The following is a 25106-nucleotide window of genomic DNA, read 5'->3' as shown; positions in this document are numbered from 1 at the left end:
TCATCTCCCATCAAGCGTTCACCCAACCATATGAATGTACTCATTATTGGCAACGGCGGCCGCGAACATGCTCTGGCCTGGAAAGTTGCCCAGTCAGCACAGGTTGAAACAGTATTTGTTGCACCCGGCAACGCCGGTACGGCATTAGATAGCAATATTGAAAACGTGGCGATTGCCATAGACGACTTCGCAGCTTTGGCAGACTTTGCCGAGAACAATCAAGTCGGTCTCACCATTGTTGGCCCTGAAGCGCCACTTGTTGACGGTGTTGTCGACTTTTTCCAAGCCCGCAACTTACCGTGTTTTGGACCCACCAAGGGCGCCGCGCAGCTCGAAGGCTCCAAGGCGTTTACCAAAGACTTTCTCGCTCGCCACAATATCCCCACGGGTAGCTACCAAAACTTCACTGAAGTAGAGCCAGCACTTGCTTATTTACGTAAGCAAGGTGCGCCCATTGTAGTGAAGGCTGACGGCCTTGCCGCTGGCAAAGGTGTTATCGTTGCCGAAACACTTAGCCAGGCTGAAGACGCCGTACGCGATATGCTGTCTGGCAATGCCTTTGGTGACGCCGGCTGCCGCGTGGTCATTGAAGAGTTTTTGGAAGGTGAAGAAGCTAGCTTTATTGTCATGGTCGACGGCGAAAACATCCTCGCCATGGCCACTAGCCAAGATCACAAACGAGTTGGCGACGGTGATACCGGTCCCAATACCGGCGGCATGGGGGCTTATTCACCCGCCCCAGTAGTAACACCCGAAGTTCACGAGCGGGTAATGAATGAAGTTATTATTCCCACCGTGCGCGGTATGGCCAGCGAAGGCAACCGCTACACCGGTTTTTTATACGCGGGCTTAATGATTAACGCCAACGGTGAGCCTAAGGTTATCGAATACAATTGCCGCTTCGGCGACCCCGAAACCCAACCAATTATGCTACGCCTCAAATCTGACTTGGCCGAGCTTTGTTTAGCAGCTATTGCCGGCAAACTCGATACCGTTAGCGCCGACTGGGATCCCCGTCCTGCGGTGGGTGTTGTCTTGGCAGCGGGCGGCTACCCCGGCGACTACGCCAAGGGCGAAGCCATCAGCGGTATTCCTACTGAAACAGCCAGTGGCAAGGTTTTTCATGCGGGAACACGCTTATTAGACGGTAAGCTAGTCACTAACGGCGGGCGAGTACTCTGCGCCACCGCAATGGCCGACACCGTAGCGGAAGCGCAACAGCTTGCCTACGACATTGCTAAGCAGATAAAGTGGCGGGATGCCTTCTACCGTACCGACATTGCCTACCGCGCTATTAACCGTAAGTAATATTCGGTTATATCGCCGCTTGCGCTGCTTACTGGGGCTACTATTCCTATGCCTTAGCAGCCTCAGCCAAGCGGCGGCAGTGCTGGTCCTCGACTCAAGTCAGACCAATGTCAATCTCACCCAGTTTAGCGACATTCTCGTTGATCCCGACAAACGCCATCGCATCGACGATATTCAAACCCTAGATTTAAATACCCAATTCCGCCCCAGCGAAACCCGTGACTTTAAACTTTCTCCAGACACAGGGCGCCTATGGTTTCGCTTCACGCTACGCAATACCAGCAGCGAAACCCAGCAGCAATTACTTCAAGTCCAACCCAGTGGGAACACCGAACAAATTGCACTGTATTCCCAGACTCAAGCCATTGCCCCGTTTCCAACCGCAAAACTGATACGCACGGAGACGCTATTTGCCGTTCCGGTGGCAGCGAACAGTGATACGACCTACTACCTTCGCATCGAGTCACCCGTCGCCCGGCGCGTATCGCTAGAGCTACATAGCTACGCGAGTTTTATTGGCGAAATTAGTAAGCGAGAATTCATTAATGCGGTTTTTTGCGGCGTCTTAATATTACTAATGCTGTTTAACCTCGTAAGCGCTTTACTACACCAAGACCGCCTATTTTTCTACCAAGCCCTCAACTGTGGTTTAATCATTATCTGCCAAGTATTGGCTTGGGGTTATATTGGCGACGCGCAAGGACTACTTCCGCCCTGGCAGGGCGCCGAGTTAATAACGACCTTACTGGGAATATGTATCCTTGAATTGCTCTATGCTCAGGGCTTCCCTATATTCCCAATCAAGCGTCCCCGCCACTGGCAGCGACTCATCCGCATCACCATCGTCGTGAATATTATCGCTATCGCTATTAGCATAATAAGCGACGGACGTAGCGCCGGCGTCTTTGTTCACACATTGATCCCCGCAAATGTTTTACTGCTGTTTTTTATGTCACTTCATTGTTACTTAATCAGTTACAGCCGTTTAATTTTTTTCTACCTAATTACCAGAGCCATGGTAATCTTGCTCTACTCCCTCACACTACTCAGCTTCTTTCTCAATATCAGTGATATCCCGTTAATCAACACCGTCTTGATTGCAATGGCGACTGCGGCAGCGGTCAGTCAAACCTGCCTACTATTTGCAAGACACCATTTTCGGCAACGCAAACAAGTGCAGGACGAACAACATATTGCGATTCTAGGTGAGGTGAATCGCGCAAAAACTGACATATTAGCCCGCATCACTCATGATATTCGCACGCCTTTAAGCGCCATGATTGGCGTTACCGAATTACTCCAAGATACGCGCCTAACCGCGAGCCAAGAGGACTATATCAGTACCTTACAGCGCTCCAGCCACGAATTGCTACAACTGTTAGACGAGGCAAGTCAGGCCGCGCGATTTAGTGAAAGTGACGTTGAGCTAAGTAATCAACTCATCAATTTGCCGGAAATAATAGACGAGTCTCTCGCGGGCTTTCGCAATATCGCGGCAGAGCAGGCCATCGAGTTAATTTGTGATATTGACAGTAAAGTACGAGAGCAATTAATCGGCGACCCATCTCGAATTCGCCAATTACTCTCTCATGCAATGAATAGCGCCTTTGAACATTACGAGTCAGGTTATATTTTATTAAAAGTTTACCCCTCGGAAACCAAAGCCGGACTGACATTCTTTGACCTTAGTCATCGAGGTAAAGGTTTTAGTACTCAAGAAAAGCAGGCGCTTAGCCGCTCGATCAGTAACGACAACAGTATCATCAATGCCCGTTTTGCCATTGCTGCCCAGCTAATCAATTTAATGAACGGTCAGGTGAACGTCCGCACCTCCCCTAATGGCGACCATATTCTCAGTTTCTCGCTACTCCTCGGTGTCCCCAAAATTCGCGAACAAAGTCACGTTGCTGACACAGAATTGCTCCATGGCAAACGCCTGCTCGTCGTCGACGGCAATCAAACATTCTGCAAAGTCCTTAGTAAACAGTGCAGCAACTGGGGAATGCAGGTCCTCACGGCTAATAGCGACAACGCTGCTGTTGCAGTGGTACGCAATCAAATATTGCTGCAGTCACCAATCGACATTCTGCTCATTGATCAAGCCTTAGCCGGCGGCGGTTTAAAGTTAGCCCAGCGTATTCTCGAAGACAGTCAATCCGTCAAGCAGCAGCCCACCAGCCTCATGCTCGCCCACGCCAATATAAAATTTGACCGCGACGAGCTCCAAAGTGCAGGTATTCGCCGAGTGCTCAGCAAACCGCTAAGTAGTGTTGCCTTGCGCAGCGCGCTATTAGCAGAGTGTCATTTTGATGCCAGTATCAACCATCGGTCTCCCGATCAATACAGCACCGAAGCACTAAATCTCTCGTCCTTGCAGTGCCTCATTGCCGAAGACAACCCCACTAACGCCCAAGTACTGACACGGATGCTAAGCAGCTTAGGGATAGACGTACATCACGTTGTAAATGGCCAACAAGCGCTGACAGCATTTATGCGCGCCCGCTTCGACTTTGTAATAATGGACATCGAAATGCCGATAATGGACGGCGCGGAGGCCACGCGGCAAATTCGTCTTTATGAAGAAGAAGAGGGCCGAGAGCGCACCCCTATCTTTGGCTTAACCGCCAACTCCCTAGACGAGCAGCGCGACAGCTATCTGCGGGCTGGGATGGATTTGCACCTAGTCAAACCTATACGGCTATGGGAATTGGCTGAAGCCATCAAACGCTGGACTGGCTATCAGCACCAAAAACTAGCCTCAGGAAAACCGCCAGCGAAACCCGCAGAATAGCTGATATCGCGTATAATGGCCCTCGGAGGAACCATAATGACCCGCCAATATTCCCTGCTCGACCGCGCTGTAATGAGCGCCGATCGCAGCTTAAAAACACTAGTAAAAGGTAGTGCAAGCGCCAAACGCAGCAATCCTAGCCAAGCGTTGAACACTGACAATGGCGAAGACCAACAGCGACGCCATGCCGCAGGTTTAATGCGCATTAACCACACTGGCGAAGTCTGCGCCCAAGCCCTTTACCAAGGACAGGCACTCACCGCAAAAAACGCCGAAGTGAAAGTCGCCATGGAACAGGCGGCCAATGAAGAAATTGATCATCTAGCGTGGTGCGAAGAGCGCCTTCAAGAACTCGGCAGCCACACCAGTCACCTCAACCCGCTCTTTTATGTCGCCTCATTTGCTATTGGCGCTACCGCCGGCGCAATTAGCGACCGTATCAGCCTAGGCTTTGTAGCCGCGACCGAAGACCAAGTATGCGAACACCTGAGGGAACACTTAGAGACGCTACCCGAGGATGACGTCAAATCCCGCGCTATTATCAGCCAAATGCTTGAAGATGAGGCAGCCCACGCCACCATGGCGATTGCGGCGGGCGGACAAGTTTTTCCGAAGCCGATAAAAAAAGTAATGAGTTTAATGGCGAAGGTGATGACGGGGAGTACGTATTACGTTTAAGCGTGGAAGCAAGTCGGACGTCGGGTGTCTGACGTCCGACGAATGCGCTCATCGAATGTATAACGTCGGATGAGAGACACTTAACGTAGTATTAGTTGTTAGAGAAAAGCTTTAAGCACCTAGCCAACTTCGGGAGTAAAGCCTCCATAGCGTCCAACCTGCTTTTGACTTTTCATCTGACGTCAGACAACCGACATCAGACGGTCCTCGCACTTATCGGCGGATGATAAATCATCTGCACCAAATTGCCGTCGGGATCCAAACAGTAAAAACTCCGAGCGCCGTCGCGATGGGTGCGAGGTTCAGCTTTAATTGCCACGTCATTTTCGACTAGAAATGCATGCCAAGCGTCGACGTCGTCGATACTGTCGATAATAAAACCAAAATGATCCAAACGCTGTCCCGCCAGCGGCCGCTCACCGCCTTGATAGCGGTGTAAAGCAAGATTGTCGCAACCGGAGCACAGATAGATATTATCTGGGTCTGGCTGCCACTCGATCTTCATACCCAGTAGTTCGGTGTAAAAATATAGGGTCTCGTCAAACTTCGCGACAAACAAGGCGAGATGTCGCAGACCGGCGTGAGCTTTGGGACGACTTAACATAGTCTATACCTCACCAGCGATCTCATAGCTGTGGCTCACATCCACACCAGCCGCTTCCATCATAATAGATGCTGAGCAGTATTTTTCGGCGGAAAGCTCTACCGCCCGCTTTACATGCGCCTCCTTCAAGCCCTTACCGCTCACAACAAAATGCAGATGAATTTTGGTGAATACAGCAGGCACCGCATCAGCACGTTCAGCTTGTAGCTCGCAACGGCAATCAGCGACGTCTTGGCGCGATTTTTTCAGCATACTCATCACATCAAAGGAAGCACAGCCCCCCATACCCAATAACAGCATCTCCATTGGTCGCACACCCATATTACGACCACCGTGATCTTCTGGGCCATCCATCACCACCGAGTGACCACTGCCCGACTCCGCCAAAAACATGGCGCCATCTACCCACTTCACAGTTGCTTTCATTTCACCCTCTTAACAACACTAAATAATTGCTCTAAGCTTACCACAGGGTGCAGGGCTGGCGCCGCCCCAAACGTCAAGGCACTTGCACTCGGAACGCGACAATAACGACCTAGACACTACCACAGCTCACAGAATTCAGGCTCGCCATCAACCGCAAAGCAGGTCATACTTAGGCGAGTAACACACGCATTGGACATTCTGCTAGATTAAGAGACCCCACAACCGTGCTGAACCCGCTAAAACCAGAAATCGCAAACCTCGAAGGCTTTTTGGCGCATTGCCACCGACGCCGCTACCCCAGTAAAAGCACCCTGATTTACGCAGGCGATGACAGTGACGCGCTGTTTTATATTACGGAAGGTTCGGTCACCGTCATTATTGAAGACGATGAAGGCAAGGAGATGATTGTTGCCTATTTAAACAAGGGCGATTTTTTTGGTGAAATGGGCGTGTTTGACGAAGACAGCCCCAGTACGCGCAGTGCACTGGTTAAAAGCCGCACCGAATGTGAAATTGCTGAGATTAGCTACAGCAAGTTTCGCGAGCTCAGCGAGCAGTATCCCGACATTTTATTAGCCCTGGGCCGACAAATGGCCAAGCGCTTGCGCCTAACCACACGCAAGGTCGGCGATCTCGCCTTTTTAGACGTCACTGGTCGGGTCGCACGGACCTTGCTCGACCTCTGCAAACAGCCAGATGCCATGACTCACCCAGACGGTATGCAGATAAAAATTACCCGTCAAGAAATCGGCCGGATAGTGGGTTGTTCAAGAGAAATGGTTGGCCGTGTTTTGAAAACCCTAGAGGAACAAGGGCTGGTCAACGTGAAAGGCAAAACAATGGTGGTGTTTGGTACACGCTAGGTTTCGCCTAATGCTGGACGGGAGACGGGAGATGCAACAGCAAGTGCGGCTTTCCATCTTTCTCACGCGGAACAGGGTCGGCGGCAAAGCACCAATCTTAGTGTTTGCCGCCTCCCACCCAGCGTTCAGCGGCCTCTCAGGTAAATAACTCAGCCAATTTCTCGCCCGGCTCATCCGCACGCATAAACGCTTCGCCCACCAAAAAAGCATTCACGCCTTTCTCGCGCATAGCCGCAACATCGTCTGCCGTGTGAATACTACTCTCGGTTACCACCAGAAACTCATCACCGATATTAGGGAGTAAATCAAAGGTGGTTTGCAAGGTGGTCTCAAAATTATGTAGATTGCGATTATTAATACCAATGAGGCGATTACCCAGTGGCAGGGTTCGCGCCAACTCTTCAGCGTTATGCACCTCGATCAAAACATCGAGACCCAATTCTGTCGCGAGCGCATTCAAACTCGCCATATCTGCGTCGGTTAACGCTGCGGCGATGAGCAAGATACAATCAGCGCCAATCGCCCGGGCCTCATAAACTTGGTAAGGATCAACGATGAAATCCTTGCGGATTACCGGCAAAGTACAGGCCGCCCTTGCCTGCTGCAAATAAGCTTCGGAACCTTGAAAAAAATCCGCATCGGTAAGTACTGACAAACAGGCTGCGCCGCCGGACTCGTAGCTTGCAGCGATTTCAGCGGGGTGAAAATCCTCCCGAATCACCCCTTTAGAGGGCGAGGCCTTTTTAATCTCGGCGATCACCGCTGACTGGCCCGCCGCGAGTTTCGCTTCCATTGCGCGGACAAAGCCACGCGGTAGCGATGCCGTTTTAATTTGCTCTTTAAGCATGCTAAGCGGGACAGTAGCACTGCGCTCAGCAACTTCTTCACGCTTGCGATCAATAATTTTCTTTAAAATCGTTGGGGTATTTAATGGCGAGCTCATTTTTGCGACCCACCAATCAAGCCCTGACTGAAGGCGGCAAGCTCGCCCATTTTCTCTAAAGCCTGACCGCCATGTATTGTGTCCTCAGCAAGTGCCACGCCGTTCTTCAGTGTGCTGGTTACACCGGCCACATACAGTGCCGCGCCGGCATTTAAAGCGATCATATCGGCAGCTTTTTGAGCTGCCTCGGTACTGCGCTTACCTAAGGCATCGCGAATCAACGCTAAAGAACCAGCGCTATCGGTGACGTCCAGACCAACAAGGCTTTGGCTTTTGATTCCCAACTCCTCTGGCGTAAGCAAGTACTCCTTAATTTCGCCGCCCTTTAACTCAGCCACTTCGGTTGCGCAGGCCAAACTGATTTCGTCTAAACCGTCTTTGGCGTGCACCACCATCACATGCTCCGCACCTAGGCGCTGCAGCACTTCGGCCAAAGGCCGACAGAGCTCACCACTGAAAACACCGAGCACCAAACGGGTCACACCCGCCGGATTTGTCAGCGGACCCAAAATATTAAAAATCGTACGTTGAGCAATTTCCCGGCGCACACCAATCGCGTGCTTCATTGCGCTGTGGTGGTTGACTGCGAACATAAAACCGACACCGACCTCGCGAATACACCGGCCCACTTGCTCTGGGTTTAAATTGAGCTGGATACCGGCCGATTCTAAAAGATCAGCGCTGCCACTTTTAGAAGACACCGAGCGATTACCGTGCTTTGCCACATGCGCACCGGCCGCTGCCACTACAAAGCTGCTGGCCGAGGAGACATTAAACAAATTGGCACCGTCGCCCCCAGTACCAACAATATCAACCACATGATCTAAGCCGCTAATGTCCACTGGCAGGGCTAGTTCGCGCATCACCCGCGCCGCGCCCTCAATTTCATCGAGGCTTTCACTTTTCATACGCAGGGCGATAAGGAATGCGGCGATTTGGGCGTCGGTACACTTGCCCGTCATGATGTCGGTCATCACGGCCGCCATCTCGTCGGTGGTTAGGCTTAGGTTTTGCACCACTCGCCCAAGGGCAGCAGTAATCGTCATGGCTGTCATGCGCCGCGCTCCAAAAAGTTTTTAAACAATTCATGGCCTTGCTCAGACAAGATTGATTCGGGGTGGAACTGCACCCCTTCTACGTCGAGTGTCTTGTGGCGCACACCCATAATCTCATCGACACTGCCGTCTTCAAGCTGAGTCCAGGAAGTAATTTCTAAGCAGTCAGGCAGGCTCGCTTTTTCGATAACTAGCGAGTGATAACGAGTCGCCACCAATGGGTTGTTCAAACCGCTGAATACACCGCTATTGTGGTGGTGCATCGGTGAAGTTTTGCCATGCATCACCTGCCGTGCCCGCACAATTTTGCCACCGAACACTTGCCCGATGCTCTGATGACCAAGGCAAACACCCAGCACGGGAATCTTGCCCGCAAAGGCTTCGATCGCGGCCATAGAGATACCAGCTTCATTTGGTGTACAGGGGCCCGGCGAGATGACCAGATGGCTCGGGGCCAAGGCCTGTATCTCGGCAATACTGAGCTCATCATTGCGCACCACTTTGACATCAGCACCCAGCTCAGCAAAATACTGTACGACGTTATAGGTAAAGGAGTCGTAATTATCGATCATTAACAACATTATGACGCCTCCTTATTACTGGCCACACCGCTCTGCACCATCGACGCCGCTTTAAAAACTGCCCGCGCCTTATTCATGGTTTCTTTCCATTCCAATCTCGGTTGCGAATCGGCAACGATGCCCGCACCCGCTTGGATATGCAGCTGACCATCTTTAATGACCGCTGTACGGATTGCGATGGCGGTATCCATATTGCCATTCCAACTTAAATACCCGACTGCGCCACCGTAGACACCACGCTTGACTGGTTCAAGCTCGTCGATGATTTCCATGGCCCGCACCTTTGGCGCGCCGCTCAAAGTCCCAGCGGGCAAGGTCGCTCGCAGCACATCCATGGCGCTAATATCATCGCGCACTTGAGCTCGCACATTAGACACGATGTGCATCACGTGAGAGTAACGTTCAACCACCATTTTATCGCTGAGCTCCACTGTGCCGGTTTTTGCCACGCGGCCTGCGTCATTACGACCTAAATCGATGAGCATTAAGTGTTCGGCAATTTCTTTGGGGTCGGCGAGCAGCTCTTTTTCAAGCGCCAAGTCTTCCGCATCATTGTGACCACGACGGCGTGTTCCCGCTATTGGCCGCACGGTTACTTCGCCATCCTCTAAACGCGCCAATATTTCTGGTGACGAACCAACTATATGGAAATCCTCCAAGTTGAGGTAGTACATATAGGGCGAGGGGTTTAAGTGGCGTAGAGCACGATAAAAATTCAGCGGTGAGGCATCAAAAGGAATACTCAGGCGCTGAGACAACACCACCTGCATGGTGTCACCAGCAAGAACGTAGTCGCGCACTTTCTCGACCACTTCCTTAAATTTATCCTCACCGAAGCTCGACACAAAATCCGTTTCCGCGACGCCATCGGCGCTCAGATTCAACTCTGGCAACATCGGCGATAAGCCGCGCAACATCTGCGCATAGGAATCCAGGCGCGCTTGCGCTTTATCATAGGCACCAGGATCAGCAGGGTCCGCATGAGTAATAATCTTAACGACGCCAGAAAGATTATCAAAAACCAATAATTCCTCAGACACCATTAACAGTATATCCGGCGTACCAAGCACATCGGGTGGTGTTGTCGCCATCAATTTCGGTTCGATATAGCGCACACAGTCATAAGCAAAATAACCAACTAAACCACCGTAAAACGCAGGCAGCTCGTCTAAATCAGGCACCTGATAGCGCGCCTGAAAGGCCTCAACAAAAGCTAGCGGGTCGTCGCAGTCCAGGGACTCAGTTAGCTTTCCATCGCGGTGAACAGTGACTTTTAAACCGTCGGCCCGCAATACCGTGCGCGCGCCTAAGCCAATAATTGAGTAACGGCCCCATTTTTCGCCGCCGTGAACTGACTCAAACAGAAAGCTGTATGGTTCAGCCGCAAGTTTTAGGTAGGCACTGAGAGGGGTATCGAGGTCGGCCAGCACATCGCGGTAAACCGGAATACGGTTATAGCTCTGCTGCGCCAGTTCATTATATCGCTGGGCTTGCATGATAAATCCTTAAAAATGGTGGGTTGGTTTGCCAGTTTGCGTTTGCAATAGCTACCATCGCCATCGACGGCAATCACACGGCTGTGTTCTACAGGCCTTATGCACCATTTTCGTAAACTCATCACACCAAATTAGAATAGAAAACATTGTAACTGAGGCTGGCCTGCGGGGGAACCTCAAAAAAACAACCTCCCTTCTACCATTAATATCCATTTTTCCAGTCTTATGAGCAAGCTGATAGACTGGAGTTCTTTAACCAGAGAATATTGACCGTGCTTGAGATACTCGGCGCCATTAGCTTACCCGATGATGAAATTGAGCTCAGCGCCATTCGCGCTCAGGGCGCTGGGGGCCAGAACGTAAACAAGGTTTCGTCTGCCATTCACCTGCGTTTTGACATCAAGGCCTCATCCCTACCAGACTATTACAAGCAACGCCTGCTAAACAAAAATGATCAGCGCATCACCAAAGACGGCATTATTATCATCAAGGCCCAGCAATTTCGCACCCAGGAAAAGAATCGCGATGACGCCCTACAACGTCTGCGCGAGTTCATTATAGAGTCAACCAAAACCCTGCCGCCACGCCGCCCCACCAAACCCACCAAAGGTTCCCAGCGCCGGCGTATGGACAGTAAAACACAACGCGGCAAAATCAAATCCCTGCGCGGTCGTATTGAAGATTAATTCAGCATAGCAAAGCCACTGGCCACCAAGGTCATCACAAACAAAAACCACTTTAAGCTGCGCTGGCTCGCATTGAGCGCCAGACGAACGCCGATTTTTGCCCCCAGTATTGAACCAAGACCAAGAATAAGCCCAGGCAGCCAGGCAACGAGATCCTGCCATATAAACACTGCCAGCGCCGCGACAGTTAGCGCGGCAGTACACAGCATTTTCAAAGCATTCGTTTTTACGAGATCATAGCGCAAGGTGCCAGCCAGCGCGCCAATGAGCACAAAACCCACCCCCGCCTGGACAAAGCCCCCGTAAACCCCCGCAGCAAACAAACCCCAAAACGCTCGAGGGCAGCCCTTCACCTGCCTTACTGGTGTTCCCGGTGGCGGCGCTATCACTGCCGGCCTAACCAAAATAATAAGTGCCATCCCCACCATGGCGGATAACAAAATTGGCTTTAGATAGGCAACCGGAATGTAGGCCGCTGCAATTGCACCAAATACCGAGCCGATCAGCGTCGGTCGTAGCACTGACCAGAGATCTGCGCGAGGCAATTGACCGTGCTGATCAAAACCTCGCACCCCAGTTAACGATTGCAGCAAGACGCCGACGCGATTAGTCGCATTGGCAACGTCCGCGGGCAAGCCCATCACCATTAATGCGGGCAAAGTAAGGTTCGAACCGCCGCCCGCCAACGTATTAATCACACCGGCCGCCAAGCCAACAGCCAACAGTAGCAAGATAAACCATGGGCTAACTGCTGAAAAAAAATCAACTCCAAGCACTTAATTACGTCTCCTGCAAAATACCACACTCAATTTAGCCAAGTTCACAATGATCAACAGCAAACCAGACGACCAGGAACTTCGCTATTTCCTGTCGTAAACCACCACCAACTGCCCTATTTATATGCACTTTCAGTAATGTTCTAGGTACAAATTCGAATCGTATGAATTAGCAAGCGCTTTATACTAATTCACATTAGGCAAAAAACTATGTCTCGACACTAGGCGGGCAACACCATGGCAAACTCACACAACATTAACCTTAGCATCCCCCTAATCGGGAATATTGCGCTTGTCGTGGTAACTTGCGTTTCCGCGCAGATCAGCTTGGGGACGTTGCCAACAATCGCACTTTGTGTCGCGCTCATTCTTAGCGCTACCGCTTTAAGCCACTAACCTCCCAGTGTCATGGCTGACCTCTCGGTCAGCCACAAATACCAAGCCACATGGCCACAACCTCGGCCAACTTCAATTCGCGCACACTGAACAACAGGATCGTACACACCGCACAATTCTACCGAAATTCGCCGTTAGGATTCTGAAAAGCCGTGAATCCCCAGTCAAAATCGGGCATCATGCAGAGATTATCCGCTGCAAACCAAGGACGATATGATACTGGATCCTCAGCGTGTTCAGGACATCACCCAAAACAAAGCCAAACTAATCACCGCTTTAGCTCAACTGTTTCTTAGCGAACTTCCTGATATGATTGATAGTATTGAGCTTTCGTTTGCACAAGGTGATAAAAAAGCACTGTCTAATGCTGTACATCGCCTCAAAAGTGCTCTCGGCAATTTTGCCAATTCAAGCTATTATCAAGAGGTTGGCGCTTTAGAACAAAGCGCCTTAGTGCTTGACGCAGCACAGTGGCAAATGGACTGGCTCACTGCAAAAGAAAAGCTAGACACGCTAATCATAGAATTAAAGCAGATGGCAGGACTATAAATCTCGATGGATGTGCTGATAGTCGATGATGATGCAGTAACCCGGCTCGCCCTGAGCGCCGCACTAGAAGAGTGGGGCTTCGTGCCGATAGTTGCAGAAAATGGTGAGCAGGCTCTCAAGAAGCTTGAAATGGATAACGCCCCGCATTTGATGATCTTTGACTGGTCAATGCCCGGCATTAGTGGCCCTGAACTCTGTAAGACCATCCGTAAACGGGAAGACGGCCAATTTTTTTATATTTTAATGCTCACCGGCAAAGAAGGTAACGAAGCAATTATCGAAGCAATGGAGGCCGGTGCTGACGATTTTTTAAGTAAGCCCTTTGATCATCGGGTGCTCAAAGTTCGAATCGCAGCCGGCAGCCGCATAGTTCGCCTCGAACAAACCTTAAATCAGCTTGCCTCTAGAGATGCGCTCACCCAATGCTGGAATCGCAGAATGATCGACGAGCTATTTACCAATAGCATCGCCGAATCAGCTCGCAAACGTAGCGCTTTTTCAATTATGGTACTCGATATTGATCATTTTAAAGTGGTCAACGATACCTATGGCCACGCCGTGGGCGACGTTGCCTTAAAGCACGTCGTTAGTATTTTAAACACCAACTTGCGCGAATATGACCAAGTTGGCCGCTACGGTGGTGAAGAGTTCGTTATTTTACTCCCCGCAACGGACGAGAATGAAGCCTGGGGCGTCGCTGAGCGAGTGCGCTCAGCCATTCAGTTTCAGCCCACCATCATTGACGATGGCATTAAGGTAGACCTCACTGTCAGCATCGGCATCGCCGAATTTGACCGCAGCCGCGACATAAACCAAAACGCCTTCTTTGAGCGGGCCGACAAAGCCCTGTATATCGCAAAGCAATCGGGCCGAAACCGAATTATTAGTGCGGATTGAGCATTTCTGACGCAAATGGCGACTTCACTTTTTGATCGAGCACATTTAATGCAGTCATATCAAAAAAACACACCAAGCTCCCCCGCACTTCGCCACACCCTCAGCGATCTTCCCCGCGCCGCTATTGAAGGAAAGTCACTACTTCTATCTCTGCCCCTACTGCGAAATGCCGCCAGCGGCGACGGCCACCCGGTCTTAGTTGTCCCCGGCTTTGGCGGTGGCGACGGCAGTACTTTATTTCTAAGAAAATGGCTAACAACCCAAAATTTTAACGCCAAAGCTTGGGATTGCGGTCGAAATATCGCCGGCGAGCGCCTGGGTAGCATAGCCGATGCCCTCGCATTCCGTCAGCAAATGACAGCCAAATTACAGGCTAGAGTCGAGGAAATATACGCTGAACACGGGCGCAAGCTAAGCCTAGTCGGCTGGAGCCTCGGCGGCCTTTACGTCGCCCAAGTTGCGCAACAATCTCCAGAACTTATTCGGCAAGTGATAACACTTGGCACGCCGCACGGAGACCCCAGAGGTACCGCCGCATGGTCGCTACTGCAGCGCGTCTACCGCGGCAAAATGACCGACCCTGATCTCGAGCTCGGACTAGCCGCTTGGCGCACCGGTGACACTAGCCCCCGAGCAGTGCCCACGACCATCATCTACAGCGAATCAGACGGCTTAGTGCACCCTAGGGAAGCTCGTCTGCCGGAAGCCGCTGGTGCCAACCATATTCAAATTAGCGCTAGCCACTGTGGCCTGACGATAAACCCCCGTATTTACTGGCTAATCGCGAATCGCCTAGCACAAGCTGAAGACCAAGAGGATCCGCTCTGTAAAGCAACAAAACCTTGGTGGCTATAATAGTTTGAAGTAAAGACCGAAAAGTAACTCAGCAAGCACTAAGGCCTATGATATTAACAAACAATATTTACGCGAAACGGCATTACTAACCCAGAAATATTAATTTTATGCAGAATATATAGTGCCAAATATCACAGCAAGCAGTACTATTACATAAAATTAATAATTGGTATTCTAATAAAAATCATAAGAAACTCGACCATATAGCAGCACCTGCCTTTTCTGCTATTAAGACACAAAGCAACGCTGATTGTAATTTTGCGGTTAGTATGTTTTAACTTAGCAAGCTTGAATAACAATAATGATCCGACACGGAGCAACTACGTGAATAAATTTTCCCCTTATGCTGCAGGTCTATGTGCACTGACAACGGTTTTTAGCTGCAATAGCTTTGCAGAAGCTAAAAAATCCGGCTTTGCTCTAGAAGAAGTAATTGTAACGGCGCAAAAAAAAGCTGAATCCCTGCAAGACACGCCGATTTCCCTGACCGCTTTTGGCGAGGAGCGCCTAGAAATCGACGGCATCAGTAGTTTGGGGGATATCGGTTCAAAAGTGCCCAGCCTCACCATTGAGCCATTTCCGATCAATAATGCAACACTGCGAATTTTTATCCGCGGGGTCGGTATTTCCGATGTACAGGTAACCCAGGACCCCCCAGTGGGTATTTATGTCGACGGCGTCTACATTGCCCGCTCGACCGGCACCGCGCTTGACGTCGCTGAACTACAACGTATTGAAGTTCTCCGCGGCCCTCAGGGCACCCTATACGGTCGCAATACCACTGGCGGTGCAATTAATTTGATTACCAAGCGCCCCAGTGTTGACGCCTTTGAGTTAAAGCAGAAGTTTTCAGTAGGAAATCGCAATCTATTCACCGCCAAGACCTCTGCCAATATACCCCTTGGCGACACTCTTGCGGCCAAGGTCGCGTATTTAAATACCGGAATGGATGGTTTTATCGAGAACACGGGGCCCGGTGGCGACTTTGGCGATAAAAAAGTCGAGGGCTACCGCATTGATCTGCGCTGGGACATCAGCGAAACCCTCACCCTCGACTACGCCTACGACAGCTCAGACTACGAATATTACAACTATATGTACCAGTCAATCCGTCCTGGGGTGCAAAACAAAGGGCAGGCAGAACCGGTGCGGGAATACGCGGTTAGTCAGTCTAAGCACAGTGAAGATCGCTTTGACGACATGGCCACAGCGAGACCACTGGAAACCTCGGCTACCGAGATTGAAGGCCACTCGCTAATTATCACCAAAACCTTTGAAAATTCACAACTCAAATATATTGGCGCCTATAGAGAGCTTTACGATGCAGCTTACGCTGATCTCGGTGGTGGCCTCGGCTCAGAAAATTACCGTACCGACTCCCACGCCTACTGCGGCGTGTCGGTACGCGAGCAAACCGGCGAAGATTGCTTGCCACTTGTCGTCCCCAAAATTAACCAAGAGCAGTTTTCCCACGAGTTCCAATTTAGCGGCTCCCTACTTGATGGTGGCATCGACTACATAACGGGTGTGTACTACTTCGAGGAGGAAGCAACCGAAAATAACAGCCCCCTCCACCACCAGTTCAGCTCGGAAATCAGTGACGGCGTAATCCCCATTCCGGTATTAGGCGCCGCACTCGGCTCCGCACTACTTGACGGCGGCGACGTCCATCTGGTCAACATGCTGTCCCAGCGCTACGACATCAAAAACACCGCAATTGCGGCCTATGGTCAATTTACGTGGACACCAAGTATCCTCGATGAGCGTATGCACCTCACCTTTGGCGCCCGCTACTCGCAAGATGAGCGTGAAGCCCTCAAAAACCAAACAGACAAAACCTACATTGAAATCCGCGAGCTCGATCAGGCTTTCGACATGGAAGACTTGGGCACGCTAGCGCCTATTTTCGAGCAGGGTGGTTTTTTAATTCCCGGAGATCGAGCGTTTGATAATGTGCAGGCGCAAAAGGATTTTAAAGATTCATCATTCAGCTTTATTGCCGAATTTGATGTCACTGACGATATCAATGTTTACGGCAAATTTGTTCAGGCCTATAAATCCGGTGGCTTCAACACCCGCGACCCGCAGCGCGGCGCGACTGGCGAAGCACCTGGCACGCCAGGTAAAGGCGATGATACCGCTACCGCAGCGCCGGACGGCAATGTATATGGTTTCGGTTTTGCTGACGGTTTTGACGAAGAACACGTCGCGTCTATTGAATTGGGCATAAAAAGTGAATTACTCGACCGGCGGCTGCGGATCAATGCCAACGTGTTCACCAGTGAATACACAGAAATGCAGTTGAACTTCATCCTATCTGGGACGATTGCTGACACCAAAGTAACTAACGCCGGTGAAGCAACCATGCAAGGTTTAGAAGCGGACATCACCTACTTGCCCACTGAAAACCTCATGCTAATGTTCAACTACGCTTATCTCGATGCCGAGGTAACCAAAGCCTCAGACGAATTTGGCAACGACCTTTCCGATAGCTTTGTCTTTTACTCCGCGCCCAAAAACTCCTATACCGCGGCAGCTGATTGGACAATTGCCAGTATGAACTGGGGCACCCTTGCCATGAACGTGAGCTATAACTTCATGGATAACCGCAACGGCGGCTCCCGGGCCCATAATGCACCTAACACCTTCATTGGGGATTATGGTTTAGTGAACGGCCGATTAAGCTTAAGCGAAATACCCGTGGGCGATTACGGTAGATTCAATATTGGTGTTTGGGGTAAAAACCTTGCCGATGAAGAATTTGAAATCACTGCCATCGACAACCTTCCCCACAGTGACCGCACGGTAATATGGGGTGACCCGCGTAGTTACGGCATCGATCTTATCTATGAATATTGATCAACAAGCTACTTAACATATAAAAACGGCAGCCTAGGCTGCCGTTTTTATATGTTCATGATTTAAATCTACATGCCAACAAGAGGCTGGATTAAGCGCGCTAACCAACCGCGAAACGCGAGCGGCGCATCCATACCGGCGAGGCATATACAATCTTCATCACTATCGGCAACCGGCTGATGCTCTACACTGGCATCCAGATCAGCAACATCCCCAGCATTAAACTTGCCCAGATTATCGCTGTACCCGCCGCGCAGGATCAAGGTCAATTCGCTGCCATGGTGGCTGTGTACTGGCATTCGCTTACCAGCCGCTATCCGCAGCAAGCGCACGTCACCTTCGCCACAGTTAAGCACAATCTGCTTTAGCCCAGGTGCGATAGTTTTCTTCCATGGCAAGGCGTCAAAACTATCCTGCTGCAAAAACCGGTGTAATAGCCGAGGAATCGCCTCCGGATTTGGCGCATCAGGCTCACAGCCTTGTTGTTGCACAGCCACCGGACAAGCAATCATGCCTTCGCTTATATTATTATCCAGTTGTTCGAGAACACTTGCCCTGGCCCGCGCCGAAAGTGCCTTTGGCGCCAGTGTCACCATCAAGTCGGCACCCAGCGCTTCACCGGCATTCACGCTAACGCGGCACTCGGGGCAATATTGCAAGTGACAGCCAACCACCAGGGCCAATCCAGCCGGCAGGGCACCCGCAGCATAGCTAAGCAGGGTTTCTTCATTAGGGTGATGTTCGATACGGCTCATAGGCCACCTTCTCCAAAGTGCTGGCGAAATACCTTTATCGCCAGCCGCAAACTTGATTTAACGCTTCCTAGAGGCATTCCCGTCTCGGCGGCAATCTCACTGTGACTCTTGCCCTCGTAATAAGACTTGAAGACAACTTGTGCCTGGCTCTGCGGCAAGGTGTCTAACACCGCCTTCAAACGCTCGCCATCCGCATTCAACCGCGCCTCATCATCCACGGTCTCAGCCAAATTCTCGTCCGACTCATAAGCGATACCGCGCTGCTTACGTAAGCGATCGATCCACAGATTTCGAGCGACACGAAATAACCAGGTGCTGACCGCCGCCTTCTCTCGCGAGTATAAATGCGCCTTATTCCACAATGCGAGCAAGGCTTCTTGGCTTAAGTCTTCCGCCATGGCAGCATCCGCACCCTGCCCTAATAAATAGGCATTTACTCGCGGCGAAAAATAATCGAACAGCTGCATAAAACTGTGCTTATCCCGCTCTTGGGCAATACGTTCGACGCATTCGGCCCAAAATTCACCATTGCGGGCTTGCTCGACGGCAAGTTCTGCCATTTCTGAACCCCTTGTTATACGGTTATACGTCGCTACTGGGCGCCTGGATCAAGGTCTTTGACGAATCATTGGTCGACCACAAAATGGCGGCGATCAAAACAAACTGCAGAGGAATACGCAACCACAATAGTTCTGGCGCCACAGGCCCACCAAAAATCGGCACATCGCTGAGCGCCTGATAGATATTGGCAGGTAAGACCAGTAAACAATATAGCGCGGCGAGTTTACCCGCCGTACAACGTTGCGCAGGCCACAATATACCGATCACCAAGAGAAGTTCCACCAAACCCGTTAACCACACAATCAGCAAAGGCCACGGCAATATTGGCGGCACAATACCAGCAAAATCCTCAGCCAAGAGGAAATGCCCAATGCCGCCGAAAAAAAACACCAAACAGATCAGTAATCGCAAAATGCTTTTCAGCATACCGTCTCCTTTCCACTATTTCGTGACGCTAAGTATTGCCCATTAGCCTAGCATAACGCCATTTTATAATTAGCATTGCTGCGTTCGCCCCCCACCTATACCATTAGGGCAGGAAATAACGGAGTAAATCATGTCTTTGCCCACATTTAAGTCCATGCCTGATCTAATTGGCAACACCCCACTGATTCATCTCAAGCAGGTCTCAGAACTGACCGGCTGCACCATCTTAGGCAAAGCAGAATTCCTCAATCCCGGCGGCTCGGTTAAAGATCGCACCGCCTTAGGTATTATTCGCGACGCCGAGGCCAAGGGCACATTACGCCCTGGCGGCACGATCGTGGAAGGCACGGCAGGCAACACCGGAATCGGCCTCACCCTCATCGCCAATGCGCTTGGTTATCGCAGCGTGGTGGTAATGCCACAAAGCCAAAGCCGGGAAAAAATCGAATTACTGGATCTTTATGGCGCCGATTTGCGTTTGGTAAATGCAACCAGCTATAGCGACCCCAATCACTATATTCACACCGCTCGGCGACTGGCGGAAAGCTTAAATGAGACCGAAGCTAACGGCGCAATTTGGGCACGACAATTCGACAATACCGCCAATACCGATATCCACGAGCGCACCACAGGTCAAGAGATCTGGCAACAAACTGGCGGCGACATCGATGGTTTCATCTGCGCCGTAGGCACCGGCGGTACCCTAGCTGGGGTAAGCCGTGCCCTCAAAGCCCACAAACCGGAGATCACCATTGGCTTAGCCGACCCCAAAGGATCGTCGCTCTACAATTACTTTACCAATGGTGAATTACGTGGTGACGGTCGTTCTATTACCGAAGGTATCGGTATAAACCTGGTCACCGACAATTTACGACTTGCCAGTGTCGACCACGCATTCGAGATCAGCGATGCCGAGGCGCTCCCCTATATCTTTGCCATGCTTCGCAATGAAGGCCTTTGCCTAGGCGGGTCCTCAGCCATAAATATTGCTGGTGCTGTGCAATTAGCCCGCAAACTCGGCCCCGGTCACACCATAGTGACCATACTCTGTGATTATGGTGACCGCTATAAAAGCAAACTGTTTAACCCCGTGTTTTTGGAAAATATGGGCCTTCCAGCACCTGACTGGACACGCAACTGAGTTTACTGGCTAGCAACCGCCTATATCGCTAATAAACAATCAAATAACAAACTACGCGCGAGAAACTCACCATGTCGGAATGCCCCTTTGCCAATCTGCTAGACCCCGATACTTATGCGCAGGGTATGCCCTACGAAGCCTTGCGCCAACTCCGCCAAACAGGGCCTGTACTGAAGATGGATGACCCTTTGACCGGCGTGCCCTACTGGGCTGTGGTGGGGCATCCCGAGCTGGACTACGTTTCTAAGAACCCAGCGCTGTTTTCATCGGCACTGCGCAGCTCTTTCCCCATGGAACACCCCCAGGAAATGGTGGACCTCATATTCAGTCACACCATTATCAATATGGACCCACCTCGCCATCAAAAATTCAGACGCATTGTCCGCGAAGCCTTTGCCCCGAAGCGGGTCGACTCTTATGAACCGGCATTTCGCGCCCACGCCAAGCGCATTGTCGATAAAGTTGTAGCACGCGGTGAGTGTGAATTTGTTGAAGACGTTGCCGCCGAACTGCCGTTGATCGCAATACTTGAACTACTCGGGGTGCCACTTAGCGACCGCAAGCAATTTTTCGACTGGACCAACACCATGATCTTCGCCGATGACCCCGACATGGCCACCAGCGAATTAGACGGCCAAATTGCCGCTGGCGACTGCATTAACTACGCCTTAAAACTCGCCGAACAGCATCGCAATAGCCCCATGAACAATATTACTGGCGCCCTGCTCGACGGTGAGGTCGACGGTGTGGGCATTTCGGAAGAAGATTTTGCCTGGATGTTCATTCTCATCTTAGTTGGCGGCAACGAGTCAACGCGCACGGTCATTTCTCATGGCATGCGCTTGCTCATGAACCACCCAGAACAACTCCAGTATTTAGTCGACAATCCGAGTAAGATCGCCGCCGCTATTGACGAAATTCTGCGCTATAACACGGCGTTTACCCAAATGCGCCGCACCGCCACCCAAGATATTGAGCTTGGCGGCCAAGTCATCAAAGCTGGCGATAAAGTCATACTGCACTACCACGCGGTCAACCACGATGAGACCATCTTTGGCGACGACGCCATGCAATTTGACGTGCGCCGCGCTGAACGCATGCCCAAGCTTGGCCAGCAGTTGCGCTCATTTGGCATAGGTCAACATTTTTGCATTGGCTCCCATCTTGCACGTTTAGAACTACTTGTTATGTTTGAGGAAATCATTCCCCGACTACGCCAACCGCAAGTTAATGGTGAGCTGGAATATATCCGCTCCTATTTTGTGAATGGTATCAAAAAGATGCCCATTCGCTTCAACGCTGGCCACTAGGGCTAGCTAAGTTTGAATTTACTTATCGGAATACAAGCATGGAATTCGCACTAATTATTAGCCTCGCTATCGTCCTCTTTGGCATTTTCTATGTCGTAATGCTTTACAACGGGCTCGTCAGTTTAAAACACAGCGTCAGCAAGCATCTGGCAAATATCGACGTCCTGCTGAAACAGCGTCATGATGAGCTCCCCAAGCTCATCGAAACCTGCAAGCAGTATATGAAACATGAACAAGAAACCCTGAGCAAAGTCATTGCTGCACGTCAGCAGGTATCCACGGCACAAGCCAATCACGACATGATTGCCCTAGGTCAGGCCGAAACCAATTTGCGCGCATCGACAGGGCAATTATTCGCCTTGGCAGAGAATTATCCCGACTTAAAAGCGGACGGCAGTTTCGCCGCCTTGCAAAACCGTATTTCAGCCTTAGAGAGCTCTATTGCCGATCGCCGCGAAGTCTACAATGAAGCCGTCAACAATAATAATGTCCGCATTGAACAATTTCCCGACGTGATCATTGCCCGCTGGTTTCGCTTTACTGCTTTTGACTTACTTAAATTTTCGAAAGCCGAAACACAGGACATCGATGTAAAAACTTTGTTTAATTGATGGATTATTTAAGCCTAGGGGTTACCGGTGCAATTGCTTTAGCCTGTGCTTATGGCAGCTTCAGCTGTCTGCGCTCAGCTCGTATTATTGAAGATACCCCAACCTCCAAAATTCGCTCAGCCCACCAAGGCTACGTAGAACTCATCGGCTTTGCCAAGCCCGGCCCAGGTGAACCATTACTCAGCGGCCTCAGCCAAACCCCCTGCCTTTGGTACGGCTACAATATTGAGCGCTATAACTCGTCCAAAAACAGTGGCAGCTGGACTAGCGTTGAACGTAAAGTCAGCGACCGGCCTTTTATACTGAACGACGGCACCGGTGACTGCGTCGTCTATCCAGACCGCGCAAAAGTCAGCACTCAGCGTAAAAAAGTCTGGAAGGGTAGCGAACGTCACCCCATTGGCCAGCGCACCAGTAGTAGCTTATTCGGCAGTCGCTATCGCTATACCGAAGAAATACTTTGCGCCAATGACTTATTGTACATTCTTGGCCAATTCCAAACTCGTCACCCACCCAGCGCCGGTGAATTACAAGAAAAAGCCATGGCTGAAATTCTCAATGACTGGAAACGCGATTATGACCAACTAGTTGCCCGTTTCGACCGCAACGGCGACGGTGAAATCGATCTTCAAGAATGGGATTTAGTGCGAGCTGAGGCCATGCGCAAAGCACAACGTCAATACCGCAATCAGACGCCAGCAAGCCCCGTACACACCATCAGCTACTCGCCCAGCCGCCAACAACCCTATATGATTGCAAATTCTGAGCCGGATGCGCTGAGCAAAAAGTACCGCTGGGGCGCGTTTGGGCTATTACTGGCCAGCCTAGGCATGACTTGCGCCTTAATATGGCTAATCGTCCAGTAGCAGGCAATAAATTAAAATGCAGAGGAATGACTAATACCATGGCTACCCGCCGCAATACCAAGGAGCGCATCCTTGATGTCGCTGAAAATCTGTTTGCCCAACAGGGTTTTGCAGCGACGTCAGTGAGCGAAATTGCCGCCCAAGTGGGCATCAGCAGCCCCGGTATTTATAAGCACTTTAGCAATAAATTCGCGATTTATGAGCACGTTTGTCAACGCCTATTCACCCCCTTAGCCGACGCCACTCGCGGTATGGCTGCCGACGCTGACTTCGCCGAAACCAGCCAACAAATCTACCAAGTGCTGTCGCTGCTTGCTACGTCACCCAATACAGCGCGTATTGTTCAGCACGCGACCTTAGCCCGGGATGAAACCCTCGATTTATTAAGTGACCGCTGGTACCGAAAATTCTTTTCTTCTATTAGCGACCCAGCAAAAAACCCAGACAAAGACTGGATTAACGTCCCCACTGCCATGGCCTTCCACTGCATGATATTGGGCTACGTCACCTTGGCACCCCTGCACCACTCCATCTTTGGTGTCGACCCGCTACAACCAGAGCAGCTCGAAGCGCAATTAAAATTCCAACAAAATATGGTCAGCGGATTACATCATCTAATGCAGCAAACAACCGCGAATTAGGCGCCCGCCTCGATTTAGACACCTTATCCAATAGTGCTCAATCGTTCGGCAGCGCGCTGCAGACTGTCGAGGTAGCGGGCCTCCAACAAGCCCATTTCCGCACTGTAACTCGCACGCTGCTCCGGGCTTAAGGCTTTCCAATCACCGTGGGTAGGAATATGCGCCAAGGCGGCAGCCATCTGGCAAAACACCGCAACATCCTCACTCAAGGTCGATTCAATAGCCGCTGTTTCAGATAGTACCGCCACCCGTAAGGCGCATTCACTGGCCCCCACTTGCCCAGCCAAGTAACTGCGCACAAGAATTGATATGCCCTGCCGCGCCGTTTGCCCTTGAAGCGCCGTCTCCTGCTGAAATTCAGCACGCTCACTTTGTTCACGTTGGCGCTGGCCACGCAGTTGCCACAATAAGCGCCCAGCGATCACCGCCAATACCATTATTATCAGGCCCGCTGCGATCAGCCACGCTCCATACTCAACCATTTATTACTCCACTGCACACTGGGGATAAAAGACCATTCTGACATCGACATGGCCAAACACCTAGGAGCAAGCTTATAATTGCCGCCCTGTAAAAACCGGAGGCCGCCAGTGACAAGCCCCAGCGCCATCAAATGGTCAGCAAATCAATTGCAATTGCTTGACCAACGTATTCTCCCCGCTCGCATTGAGTACCTAAACTACAGCGAGCCATTAGCGGTGGCCGAGGCCATTCGCAATATGGTGGTGCGTGGTGCCCCCGCGATTGGCATTACCGCTGCCTACGGCATGGTACTGGCTGCCCAGCAGCTGACCTCCAAACCCGCCAGCGTCGCTGCGTGGTGTGCGGCGCTTAGCGCTGCGCGCATCGCCTTGGCCAACTCCCGCCCCACCGCCGTTAACTTATTTTGGGCGCTGGAGCGCTGCGACCGCGTAATAGAACAGCAAGGCGATGGCGGTGATGTACTCGGCGCACTGACCAAGCTGGCAGAAAACATTCACGCTGAAGACATTAAGCTCAACCAGCGTATTGGCGATTTTGGCGCCAGCCTGA

25 protein-coding genes and 1 pseudogene are annotated in these 25106 nt (G+C 51.1%); 15 read left to right on the top strand and 11 right to left on the bottom strand.

Annotation, left to right across the window (positions count from 1 at the left end):
* Nucleotides 1–30: 30 nt before the first annotated feature.
* Genes purD through coq7 form a run of 3 tightly spaced genes read left to right on the top strand, consistent with a single transcriptional unit; the run spans nt 31 to nt 4777 of the window.
* Nucleotides 31–1308 carry a phosphoribosylamine--glycine ligase gene (purD, locus tag ABYT30_RS05860; RefSeq protein ID WP_373077780.1) on the top strand — a complete coding sequence of 426 codons (1278 nt, stop codon included), beginning with the start codon at nt 31–33 and terminating at the stop codon, nt 1306–1308.
* Nucleotides 1259–4099 (top strand): response regulator, encoded by a 2841-nt coding sequence (locus tag ABYT30_RS05855; protein WP_373095629.1) that lies wholly within the window; start codon nt 1259–1261, stop codon nt 4097–4099. Before purD ends, ABYT30_RS05855 begins: the two co-directional genes overlap by 50 nt.
* A 36-nt stretch (nt 4100–4135) precedes the next feature.
* Complete coding sequence (coq7, locus tag ABYT30_RS05850; protein ID WP_373077777.1) at nt 4136–4777, top strand: 2-polyprenyl-3-methyl-6-methoxy-1,4-benzoquinone monooxygenase; 642 nt, start codon at nt 4136–4138, stop codon at nt 4775–4777.
* 196 nt (nt 4778–4973) lie between these two features.
* Here the strand turns inward: coq7 and ABYT30_RS05845 are convergent, their stop codons facing one another.
* Nucleotides 4974–5381, bottom strand: coding sequence for a VOC family protein (locus ABYT30_RS05845; RefSeq protein ID WP_373095627.1), 408 nt, complete (start codon nt 5379–5381; stop codon nt 4974–4976).
* 3 nt (nt 5382–5384) lie between these two features.
* Nucleotides 5385–5807, bottom strand: a complete 423-nt coding sequence (locus tag ABYT30_RS05840) for an OsmC family protein (protein ID WP_373077773.1) — start codon at nt 5805–5807, stop codon at nt 5385–5387.
* Between the two features lie 224 nt (nt 5808–6031).
* Here ABYT30_RS05840 and crp point away from each other — a divergent pair, with 224 nt between their 5' ends.
* The gene (crp, locus tag ABYT30_RS05835; RefSeq protein WP_373077771.1) at nt 6032–6670 is read left to right on the top strand and encodes a cAMP-activated global transcriptional regulator CRP; all 639 of its coding nucleotides are present in this window, start codon (nt 6032–6034) and stop codon (nt 6668–6670) included.
* A gap of 136 nt (nt 6671–6806) precedes the next feature.
* Here crp and trpC read toward each other — a convergent pair whose 3' ends face one another.
* Genes trpC through trpE form a run of 4 tightly spaced genes read right to left on the bottom strand, consistent with a single transcriptional unit; the run spans nt 6807 to nt 10745 of the window.
* Entirely contained in the window at nt 6807–7613 is an 807-nt protein-coding gene (trpC, locus tag ABYT30_RS05830) for an indole-3-glycerol phosphate synthase TrpC (protein ID WP_373095626.1), read from the bottom strand.
* Nucleotides 7610–8659, bottom strand: a complete 1050-nt coding sequence (trpD, locus tag ABYT30_RS05825) for an anthranilate phosphoribosyltransferase (RefSeq protein ID WP_373077894.1) — start codon at nt 8657–8659, stop codon at nt 7610–7612. Before trpD ends, trpC begins: the two co-directional genes overlap by 4 nt.
* A 5-nt stretch (nt 8660–8664) precedes the next feature.
* Complete coding sequence (locus tag ABYT30_RS05820; protein ID WP_373077765.1) at nt 8665–9249, bottom strand: aminodeoxychorismate/anthranilate synthase component II; 585 nt, start codon at nt 9247–9249, stop codon at nt 8665–8667.
* Entirely contained in the window at nt 9249–10745 is a 1497-nt protein-coding gene (gene trpE, locus ABYT30_RS05815; protein WP_373095624.1) for an anthranilate synthase component I, read from the bottom strand. The genes ABYT30_RS05820 and trpE overlap by 1 nt, the downstream gene beginning before the upstream one ends.
* Nucleotides 10746–11017: 272 nt before the next feature.
* On the opposite strand from trpE, the gene arfB reads away from it, so the two are divergent.
* Nucleotides 11018–11431 (top strand): alternative ribosome rescue aminoacyl-tRNA hydrolase ArfB, encoded by a 414-nt coding sequence (arfB, locus tag ABYT30_RS05810; RefSeq protein ID WP_373077760.1) that lies wholly within the window; start codon nt 11018–11020, stop codon nt 11429–11431.
* Here the strand turns inward: arfB and ABYT30_RS05805 are convergent.
* A complete protein-coding gene (locus tag ABYT30_RS05805; RefSeq protein ID WP_373095622.1) occupies nt 11428–12207 on the bottom strand; it encodes a sulfite exporter TauE/SafE family protein in 780 nt (259 codons plus the stop codon). The two genes, arfB and ABYT30_RS05805, sit on opposite strands and share 4 nt — an antisense overlap.
* 609 nt (nt 12208–12816) lie before the next feature.
* On the opposite strand from ABYT30_RS05805, the gene ABYT30_RS05800 reads away from it, so the two are divergent.
* The 4 genes from ABYT30_RS05800 (at nt 12817) to ABYT30_RS05785 (ending at nt 17763) form a co-directional block, all read left to right on the top strand.
* Nucleotides 12817–13152: an Hpt domain-containing protein gene (locus ABYT30_RS05800; protein WP_373095620.1), complete on the top strand. Its 336-nt coding sequence runs from the start codon at nt 12817–12819 to the stop codon at nt 13150–13152.
* A gap of 6 nt (nt 13153–13158) precedes the next feature.
* Complete coding sequence (locus ABYT30_RS05795; protein WP_373077754.1) at nt 13159–14049, top strand: diguanylate cyclase; 891 nt, start codon at nt 13159–13161, stop codon at nt 14047–14049.
* 48 nt (nt 14050–14097) lie between these two features.
* A complete protein-coding gene (locus ABYT30_RS05790) occupies nt 14098–14904 on the top strand; it encodes an esterase/lipase family protein (RefSeq protein WP_373077752.1) in 807 nt (268 codons plus the stop codon).
* A 324-nt stretch (nt 14905–15228) separates the two neighbouring features.
* A complete protein-coding gene (locus ABYT30_RS05785; protein WP_373077751.1) occupies nt 15229–17763 on the top strand; it encodes a TonB-dependent receptor in 2535 nt (844 codons plus the stop codon).
* A 68-nt stretch (nt 17764–17831) separates the two neighbouring features.
* On the opposite strand, the gene ABYT30_RS05780 is transcribed toward ABYT30_RS05785, so the two are convergent.
* The 3 genes from ABYT30_RS05780 to ABYT30_RS05770 are packed head-to-tail and all read right to left on the bottom strand — an operon-like array spanning nt 17832 to nt 19505.
* Nucleotides 17832–18518 (bottom strand): ChrR family anti-sigma-E factor, encoded by a 687-nt coding sequence (locus ABYT30_RS05780; RefSeq protein ID WP_373095618.1) that lies wholly within the window; start codon nt 18516–18518, stop codon nt 17832–17834.
* Nucleotides 18515–19078: a sigma-70 family RNA polymerase sigma factor gene (locus ABYT30_RS05775; protein WP_373095616.1), complete on the bottom strand. Its 564-nt coding sequence runs from the start codon at nt 19076–19078 to the stop codon at nt 18515–18517. Before ABYT30_RS05775 ends, ABYT30_RS05780 begins: the two co-directional genes overlap by 4 nt.
* A 22-nt stretch (nt 19079–19100) precedes the next feature.
* Nucleotides 19101–19505, bottom strand: coding sequence for a hypothetical protein (locus tag ABYT30_RS05770; RefSeq protein ID WP_373077744.1), 405 nt, complete (start codon nt 19503–19505; stop codon nt 19101–19103).
* A 130-nt stretch (nt 19506–19635) separates the two neighbouring features.
* Here ABYT30_RS05770 and ABYT30_RS05765 point away from each other — a divergent pair, with 130 nt between their 5' ends.
* The 5 genes from ABYT30_RS05765 to ABYT30_RS05745 all read left to right on the top strand — a co-directional run bounded on the left by ABYT30_RS05765 (nt 19636) and on the right by ABYT30_RS05745 (nt 24074).
* Nucleotides 19636–20646 (top strand): cysteine synthase A, encoded by a 1011-nt coding sequence (locus ABYT30_RS05765; protein WP_373095614.1) that lies wholly within the window; start codon nt 19636–19638, stop codon nt 20644–20646.
* 71 nt (nt 20647–20717) lie between these two features.
* Nucleotides 20718–21956: a cytochrome P450 gene (locus ABYT30_RS05760; RefSeq protein WP_373077740.1), complete on the top strand. Its 1239-nt coding sequence runs from the start codon at nt 20718–20720 to the stop codon at nt 21954–21956.
* A gap of 38 nt (nt 21957–21994) precedes the next feature.
* Nucleotides 21995–22567, top strand: coding sequence for a LemA family protein (locus tag ABYT30_RS05755; protein ID WP_373077739.1), 573 nt, complete (start codon nt 21995–21997; stop codon nt 22565–22567).
* Complete coding sequence (locus ABYT30_RS05750) at nt 22567–23433, top strand: GIDE domain-containing protein (protein WP_373077738.1); 867 nt, start codon at nt 22567–22569, stop codon at nt 23431–23433. Before ABYT30_RS05755 ends, ABYT30_RS05750 begins: the two co-directional genes overlap by 1 nt.
* 38 nt (nt 23434–23471) lie before the next feature.
* On the top strand, nt 23472–24074 hold the full coding sequence (locus tag ABYT30_RS05745; RefSeq protein ID WP_373077736.1) for a TetR/AcrR family transcriptional regulator: 603 nt from the start codon (nt 23472–23474) through the stop codon (nt 24072–24074).
* A 23-nt stretch (nt 24075–24097) separates the two neighbouring features.
* Here the strand turns inward: ABYT30_RS05745 and ABYT30_RS05740 are convergent, their stop codons facing one another.
* Complete coding sequence (locus ABYT30_RS05740; protein WP_373077734.1) at nt 24098–24556, bottom strand: DUF2489 domain-containing protein; 459 nt, start codon at nt 24554–24556, stop codon at nt 24098–24100.
* Between the two features lie 108 nt (nt 24557–24664).
* Between ABYT30_RS05740 and ABYT30_RS05735 the strand changes: the two are divergent.
* Nucleotides 24665–25106 (top strand): annotated as a pseudogene (locus tag ABYT30_RS05735) (S-methyl-5-thioribose-1-phosphate isomerase); the annotation flags it as partial.

The organism is Zhongshania sp., from assembly GCF_041623545.1.
GTDB lineage: Bacteria > Pseudomonadota > Gammaproteobacteria > Pseudomonadales > Spongiibacteraceae > Spongiibacter.
This window is presented reverse-complemented; position numbering and strand designations above follow the sequence as displayed.

What these genes read in the sequence shown, in the direction of transcription:
- purD (WP_373077780.1), top strand. Translation starts at nt 31, where the DNA reads ATGAATGTACTCATTATTGGCAACGGCGGCCGCGAACATGCTCTGGCC.
- ABYT30_RS05855 (WP_373095629.1), top strand. Translation starts at nt 1,259, where the DNA reads ATGCCTTCTACCGTACCGACATTGCCTACCGCGCTATTAACCGTAAGT.
- coq7 (WP_373077777.1), top strand. Translation starts at nt 4,136, where the DNA reads ATGACCCGCCAATATTCCCTGCTCGACCGCGCTGTAATGAGCGCCGAT.
- ABYT30_RS05845 (WP_373095627.1), bottom strand. Translation starts at nt 5,381, where the DNA reads ATGTTAAGTCGTCCCAAAGCTCACGCCGGTCTGCGACATCTCGCCTTG.
- ABYT30_RS05840 (WP_373077773.1), bottom strand. Translation starts at nt 5,807, where the DNA reads ATGAAAGCAACTGTGAAGTGGGTAGATGGCGCCATGTTTTTGGCGGAG.
- trpC (WP_373095626.1), bottom strand. Translation starts at nt 7,613, where the DNA reads ATGAGCTCGCCATTAAATACCCCAACGATTTTAAAGAAAATTATTGAT.
- trpD (WP_373077894.1), bottom strand. Translation starts at nt 8,659, where the DNA reads ATGACGATTACTGCTGCCCTTGGGCGAGTGGTGCAAAACCTAAGCCTA.
- ABYT30_RS05820 (WP_373077765.1), bottom strand. Translation starts at nt 9,249, where the DNA reads ATGTTGTTAATGATCGATAATTACGACTCCTTTACCTATAACGTCGTA.
- trpE (WP_373095624.1), bottom strand. Translation starts at nt 10,745, where the DNA reads ATGCAAGCCCAGCGATATAATGAACTGGCGCAGCAGAGCTATAACCGT.
- ABYT30_RS05800 (WP_373095620.1), top strand. Translation starts at nt 12,817, where the DNA reads ATGATACTGGATCCTCAGCGTGTTCAGGACATCACCCAAAACAAAGCC.
- ABYT30_RS05795 (WP_373077754.1), top strand. Translation starts at nt 13,159, where the DNA reads ATGGATGTGCTGATAGTCGATGATGATGCAGTAACCCGGCTCGCCCTG.
- ABYT30_RS05790 (WP_373077752.1), top strand. Translation starts at nt 14,098, where the DNA reads ATGCAGTCATATCAAAAAAACACACCAAGCTCCCCCGCACTTCGCCAC.
- ABYT30_RS05780 (WP_373095618.1), bottom strand. Translation starts at nt 18,518, where the DNA reads ATGAGCCGTATCGAACATCACCCTAATGAAGAAACCCTGCTTAGCTAT.
- ABYT30_RS05775 (WP_373095616.1), bottom strand. Translation starts at nt 19,078, where the DNA reads ATGGCAGAACTTGCCGTCGAGCAAGCCCGCAATGGTGAATTTTGGGCC.
- ABYT30_RS05770 (WP_373077744.1), bottom strand. Translation starts at nt 19,505, where the DNA reads ATGCTGAAAAGCATTTTGCGATTACTGATCTGTTTGGTGTTTTTTTTC.
- ABYT30_RS05765 (WP_373095614.1), top strand. Translation starts at nt 19,636, where the DNA reads ATGTCTTTGCCCACATTTAAGTCCATGCCTGATCTAATTGGCAACACC.
- ABYT30_RS05760 (WP_373077740.1), top strand. Translation starts at nt 20,718, where the DNA reads ATGTCGGAATGCCCCTTTGCCAATCTGCTAGACCCCGATACTTATGCG.
- ABYT30_RS05755 (WP_373077739.1), top strand. Translation starts at nt 21,995, where the DNA reads ATGGAATTCGCACTAATTATTAGCCTCGCTATCGTCCTCTTTGGCATT.
- ABYT30_RS05750 (WP_373077738.1), top strand. Translation starts at nt 22,567, where the DNA reads ATGGATTATTTAAGCCTAGGGGTTACCGGTGCAATTGCTTTAGCCTGT.
- ABYT30_RS05745 (WP_373077736.1), top strand. Translation starts at nt 23,472, where the DNA reads ATGGCTACCCGCCGCAATACCAAGGAGCGCATCCTTGATGTCGCTGAA.
- ABYT30_RS05740 (WP_373077734.1), bottom strand. Translation starts at nt 24,556, where the DNA reads ATGGTTGAGTATGGAGCGTGGCTGATCGCAGCGGGCCTGATAATAATG.